Annotated in this window: 7 protein-coding genes; 1 reads left to right on the plus strand and 6 read right to left on the minus strand. The window is 71.8% G+C overall.

The genetic code is table 11. The annotated features are described in order from the left end of the window. Positions 1-4 precede the first annotated feature (4 nt). The 6 genes from AC08OT_RS19145 to AC08OT_RS19170 all read right to left on the minus strand — a co-directional run bounded on the left by AC08OT_RS19145 (position 5) and on the right by AC08OT_RS19170 (position 4,057). Positions 5-1,330, minus strand: a complete 1,326-nt coding sequence (locus AC08OT_RS19145; protein WP_476603139.1) for a hypothetical protein — start codon at positions 1,328-1,330, stop codon at positions 5-7. Positions 1,331-1,975: 645 nt separating this feature from the next. Then, positions 1,976-2,290: a hypothetical protein gene (locus AC08OT_RS19150; RefSeq protein WP_476603140.1), complete on the minus strand. Its 315-nt coding sequence runs from the start codon at positions 2,288-2,290 to the stop codon at positions 1,976-1,978. Between the two features lie 106 nt (positions 2,291-2,396). Continuing rightward, complete coding sequence (locus AC08OT_RS19155) at positions 2,397-2,885, minus strand: SRPBCC family protein (RefSeq protein ID WP_476603141.1); 489 nt, start codon at positions 2,883-2,885, stop codon at positions 2,397-2,399. Position 2,886: 1 nt separating this feature from the next. Then, positions 2,887-3,213 (minus strand): ArsR/SmtB family transcription factor, encoded by a 327-nt coding sequence (locus AC08OT_RS19160; RefSeq protein WP_476603142.1) that lies wholly within the window; start codon positions 3,211-3,213, stop codon positions 2,887-2,889. A 66-nt stretch (positions 3,214-3,279) separates the two neighbouring features. Next, positions 3,280-3,579, minus strand: coding sequence for a GNAT family N-acetyltransferase (locus AC08OT_RS19165; RefSeq protein ID WP_476603143.1), 300 nt, complete (start codon positions 3,577-3,579; stop codon positions 3,280-3,282). Between the two features lie 64 nt (positions 3,580-3,643). Beyond that, positions 3,644-4,057, minus strand: coding sequence for a nitroreductase/quinone reductase family protein (locus tag AC08OT_RS19170; protein WP_476603144.1), 414 nt, complete (start codon positions 4,055-4,057; stop codon positions 3,644-3,646). A 93-nt stretch (positions 4,058-4,150) separates the two neighbouring features. On the opposite strand from AC08OT_RS19170, the gene AC08OT_RS19175 reads away from it, so the two are divergent. Continuing rightward, positions 4,151-4,986 (plus strand): SGNH/GDSL hydrolase family protein (locus AC08OT_RS19175; protein WP_476603145.1); only part of this gene is annotated, 836 nt, incomplete at its 3' end.

Raw genomic sequence — 4,986 nt, forward strand, 5'->3', positions numbered from 1 at the left:
CTTCTCAGGGGTAGAGGTGGGCGGTGTAGTCGAAGCCGTTGATGTCGATGATATGGACGCCGTTCTCGAACGCGTACTCGGCGACCTCGTCGGGAATAGTGCCGCCCGCCTGGGGTGGGACCTGCAACACCATGTCGCCCCGCAGCTGACGACCCGCGAGCCCAGACATCTGCGTCGAGGGCACGTCGGCGACCATCGCGCCGTCGGGGTACTTCGTGACCAGCTCGTCGATGTAGCTGAACGCCGTGGTCGGCTGCACGTCGCCGAGCTGGGTGAGCTTGCGGGAGATGATCTCCTGGCCGGGGACGTAGCTGTCCAGCCGCACGTAGCCCGACCCGCCGGGCGCCTGCAGGTAGACCTGGTTGTGCGGGTAGTTCGGGGTCATGTAGGTGTCGAACCTGTTGCCCGCCACCATGTTCTGCAACCACGGCCGGTCCCCGAAGCGGCGCAGCTCGGCCGGGGTGAGGAAGGCGTCGGTGGTGAAGTTCGCGGCGTCGGCCAGCTCGTCGGCCGAGGCAGCCAGCCGACCGCCGGGCAGCAACCGGCCGACGTCGGTGCCGCTGGCGGCCAGCCGCTCGATGGAGGCCAGCTCCTCGACCGTCAGCGCGCGCTTGACCCACTTGCCGCCGACCGCGAACCACCCGACGACCGGCACCGCCCCGGCGTAGGACAGCCCGGCGTCGACGTAGTTGCCCTCGGCGGTGTACCAGAGGCCGTTGAGCACGTCGGCCGGCTCACCGACGAGCGGCACCATCCCCAGGACGTCGAGGACGATGTGACCGGCCTGGGCGTACCACGGCGGCCGGTTCTCCTCGGCGATCCGCGCCTCCCGCTCGATCGCCGCGATCGAGCCCTCGAGGTCCTCGACCAGCCCCGGCTGCCAGGCGTCGGTGCCCTCCACCGGCGGTGCCACCAGACCCGTCTGCAGCCCGGCGACCAGCTGGGACACGGCATACTCGTCCATCCCGCGGAAGCGCATCGTCTCCCACAGCCGGGCGTTCACCTCGACCGGTCCGTCGTCGGTCTCGACCGTGATGGTCCCGCCCTCGGCGAAGACCTGGCGCAGGGCCTCGGGGTTGTTGCCCATCCCCTGGTAGAGCCCGCCGAACGGGTCCGTCACCAGGTTGGTGGCGGGGCTCTTGCTCGGGTCCGGGTCGAAGACGAAGTTCATCGAGGTCCAGTAGTCCGCCCCGTCGTCGCCCTCCAGGTCGACCATCCGGTCGTGGACCGTCGTGAGCAGGTCGGTGGAGAAGGTGCCCCGCGAGATGACCAGGACAGGCGCTGCGCCCGGCCGCTGATCGGCGGGACGTCCTCGATGGCGTCCGCCCACGCCTCGCTCATCCCCGGGACCTCGAGGTCACCCTCCCCCTGCGAGGCGAGCCCGTAGGTCATCCCCAGGCCGTTGAGCAGGGCGTCGTAGCGGCCGTCGAAGTCGGTGGCCTCCTCGGGGGTCCGCGCGTGGAACTCGCGGTAGGAGGAGATGCTCTGGAGGTACTGGTCCAGCGTCGAGGGCGGGACCCGCCCCGCGACGGCGGAGGCGAAGTAGGGGTCGTGGGCGTGCTCGGCGAGGATCTCCAGCAGCCGCGGGTCGATGTCCTGGGGGTCGGCGAACTCCGCCGGCGTCATGAGCACCTCGACCTCGTCGGCCAGGGCGTCGACCTCCGCCTGCGACAGGTCGCTGACGTAGCTCTCGTCGATCTCGACGACGCCCACGCCCGGTATGCCCGGGGTGCTGGCGGCGATGAGGCGCGCCAGGGCCAGACGCCGGTTGAGGTCGCGGATGCGGTCACCCATCCACGTCCAGATGGCCGACCCGAAGTCGACCTGGGCCACCGACCCGGTGCCGATGAGGACGTGGTCCAGCCGGCCGCGGATGGTGCTCACGTCGGAGGGGAGCTCGTCGTGGGCCGACGTCATGTCGGTGACGAGCTCCTCCATGGCCCCGATGTCGATGCTGACGAGTGCCATGCCGACCTCAGCGGGGTCCCATGCGCTGCCAGCGCACCTGCCAGGCCGTCGACGGCACCTGCTCCGGCTGACCGGAGACGACCCGGTCGAAGTCGTCCAGCGCCGCCGGTCCGGCCTCGTTGAGCCTGCTCCGGTAGGTGTTGAGCTCCCCGGAGAAGTCCTCGCCCATGGGGCCCTGCCAGGCCCCGGCGTCCATCGCGCGACGCGCCGCACGCAGGGCGTCCTCCAGCCGTGCCGCCGGGCTCACGCACGCCGACCGGGCGCTGCGCACAGCGTCCTTGTAGGTGTTGTTCACCATGACGACCTCGTCGTCCCCCGCCATCGCCCCACCTCTCTCGCGCAGCAGGGGACACGGTAGCAGCGGTGCCCGGCGTGCCGGGGTCGACGGACGATCCCCGCACGCCCGGCGCCACCGCCCCCGGCCGGGTTCAGGCCGCCAGGAACCCGTCGATCTGGTTGATCGACCCGGTGGCGCCCTCCTCGACACCCATGTCCAGCACCTGCTGGAGGCCCTCGGCCGAGTCGTAGACCGAGGTGAAGGTCGCGCGGGTGCCGCCGTCGACCTGCTCGAAGGCATACGTGTTGCGGGACACCGGCATCCCCTCGGCCGCGGACCAGGTCTCGGCGTCGGCGAACCGGTCCTCGAAGGTGAAGCTGCGACCGGCGTCGACGCCGGTGATCTCCCAGAGACCGCCGTACCTCTCGCCCTCGGGGCCGGTCATGTAGTACCTCGTGGTGCGCCCCTCCGCGAGCTCGTGCTCGACGAAGGTCGCCGGGTGCGAGGGCGGGCCGAAGACCTGCTCCAGCTGGCGGGGGTCGGCATACATCTCCCACACGCGCTCGACCGGTGCCGCGAACTCCGCGGTGATCGTGATGGTGCGGCTGGCGGTGTCGGTGGTCACGTCGGTGACGGGCATGTCAGTGCTCCTCGAGAAAGGTGTCGATGCGGTCGATGCGCCCGCGCCAGAGGTGCTCCAGCTCGGTGAGCATCGAGGAGACCGAGCGGACGGCCTCCACGTCGCCGCTGGCCAGCTGCTCCCGGCCGCGGCGACGCTTGGTGAGCAGGCCGGCGCGCTCCAGCACGGCGACATGCTTCTGGACGGCGGCGAAGCTCATGTCGTAGCTCGACGCCAGGGCCGACACCGAGTGCTCCCCGGCCAGCACGCGGCGCAGGATGTCGCGTCGCGTCCGGTCGGCGAGCGCGTGGAACATCGCGTCCGCGCGGTCCTCGGAAGGGTGGTCCATGCGGACAACATACAACCAATCAGTTGTATGTTGTCAACCCGGCGACGTGGTGCGGTGCGCCGGACTTCAGGCCTGGCGGCCGGAGTAGAGCAGGTCGGCGTAGTCGGGGTGCCGGTCGATCCAGGCCTTGATGAAGGGGCAGATCGGCAGCACCGTCCGGGTCCCCTGCGCTCGCACGTCGTCCAGGGCCCACCGCGCCAGGGCGCTGCCCACCCCCTGGCCCTCGGCGGCCGGCTCGACCTCGGTGTGCGTGAACACCACGAGGATGTCGGTCAGCTGGTACTCGGCGAACCCCACCAGCGCGCCGTCGAGGCGCGCCTCGTACCTCGTCTGGTCGTCGTTCCGGGTCACCTGGACATCGGCCATGCCCCCAGCCTCTCGCGGCGGCCGCCCGACGTCCACACGGCCACGGGGTGGGGTGTGGGTCGGGTCAGCGAGGATCGAGCACGACGACCGGTATGGTCCGCTCGGTCCGGGCCTCGTAGCCCGCGAAGCGGTCGTGGATGCTGACGAACCGGGCGTAGATCTCGTCCCGCTCCTGCGGGCCCGCCTCCCGTGCCCGCACCGGGACGGCCCGCCGACCCACGTGAACGGTGACCTCGGGGTGAGCGCGCAGGTTGTGCAGCCACCCGGGGTGGCGGTCCGAGCCACCGGCCGACGCCACCACGGCGTACGCCGGGCCGTGGCGCACGAACATCAGCGGGGTCTCTCGCGCCTGCCCCGTCCGGGCACCGGTGTGGTCCAGCACGAGGATGGCGCCGTCGCGGGTGCCGCCGCCGAGCCGGCCCGTCGCCCTGATCAGCCGGGCGTGCAGCGTCGTGCCGAGGCGCGCGAGGGTCGACATGGCCGAAGGCTACGGCACGACCCGGGCCCGGGCCAGGGTCGAGGGGAGCGCGAAACCCTGCGGTGCGTCGGAGGCCTGTGCTTGCATGTGCTCATGTCAACGACGACACGGACCCTCCTGGCCTCGACCTGCACCCTCGCCCTGGGCGCCACCCTCGCCGCCGCGCCCGCGCAGGCCGCGAGCTCCGACGGCGACTACGTCGCCCTCGGCGACAGCTTCTCCGCCGGGACGGGCACCTACGCCCGCACCGACTCCTGCTACCGCTCGCCCTTGGGCTACCCCGCGCTCCTCGCCGGTCAGCGGGGCCTCGACCTCGACTACCAGGCCTGCTCGGGGGCCGACACCACCGACGTGCTGGCCGACCAGCTGGGCACCCTGGACGCGCACACGGCGCTCGTGTCCATGACGATCGGCGGCAACGACGTCGGGTTCGCCGACGTGCTGACCGAGTGCGCGCTGCCCGGGTGGATCAGCGACTGCGACGGCGAGATCGACGACAGCCTGGCCACCCTGCGGACGGTGCTGCCCGGGCGCCTCGACCAGGTCTACGGCGAGATCGCCGGGCGAGCGCCCAACGCCGAGGTGGCCGTCGCGGGCTACCCCTACCTCTTCAACGGCCAGGACTGCTCCTGGGCCACCTTCTTCTCCGGCCGGGAGATGGCGAGGCTCAACTCCGGCACGGCCGAGCTGGACCGGCTCATCGACGCCCGCTCGAGCGCGGCCGGCTTCACCTACGTGGAGGTCCGGGACGACTTCGCCGGCCACGCCGTGTGCGACCGGCAGGCGTGGATCAACAACCTCACGCTCCCGATCGACGAGTCCTTCCACCCCAACCGGGCGGGCAACCGGGCCTACGCCTCGGCGGTCGCCCCGGCGCTGGGCCTCACCTCGGTGGCGGCCCGCAGCCTGCCGGGGGCGCAGGCACAGGC

It is taken from the genome of Frankia sp. CgJB1, from assembly GCF_977947065.1.

Excerpts from the sequence above, each read along its gene's own strand:
- AC08OT_RS19170 (WP_476603144.1), bottom strand. The coding sequence starts at position 4,057 with ATGTCGACCCTCGCGCGCCTCGGCACGACGCTGCACGCCCGGCTGATC.
- AC08OT_RS19160 (WP_476603142.1), bottom strand. The coding sequence starts at position 3,213 with ATGGACCACCCTTCCGAGGACCGCGCGGACGCGATGTTCCACGCGCTC.
- AC08OT_RS19150 (WP_476603140.1), bottom strand. The coding sequence starts at position 2,290 with ATGGCGGGGGACGACGAGGTCGTCATGGTGAACAACACCTACAAGGAC.
- AC08OT_RS19155 (WP_476603141.1), bottom strand. The coding sequence starts at position 2,885 with ATGCCCGTCACCGACGTGACCACCGACACCGCCAGCCGCACCATCACG.
- AC08OT_RS19165 (WP_476603143.1), bottom strand. The coding sequence starts at position 3,579 with ATGGCCGATGTCCAGGTGACCCGGAACGACGACCAGACGAGGTACGAG.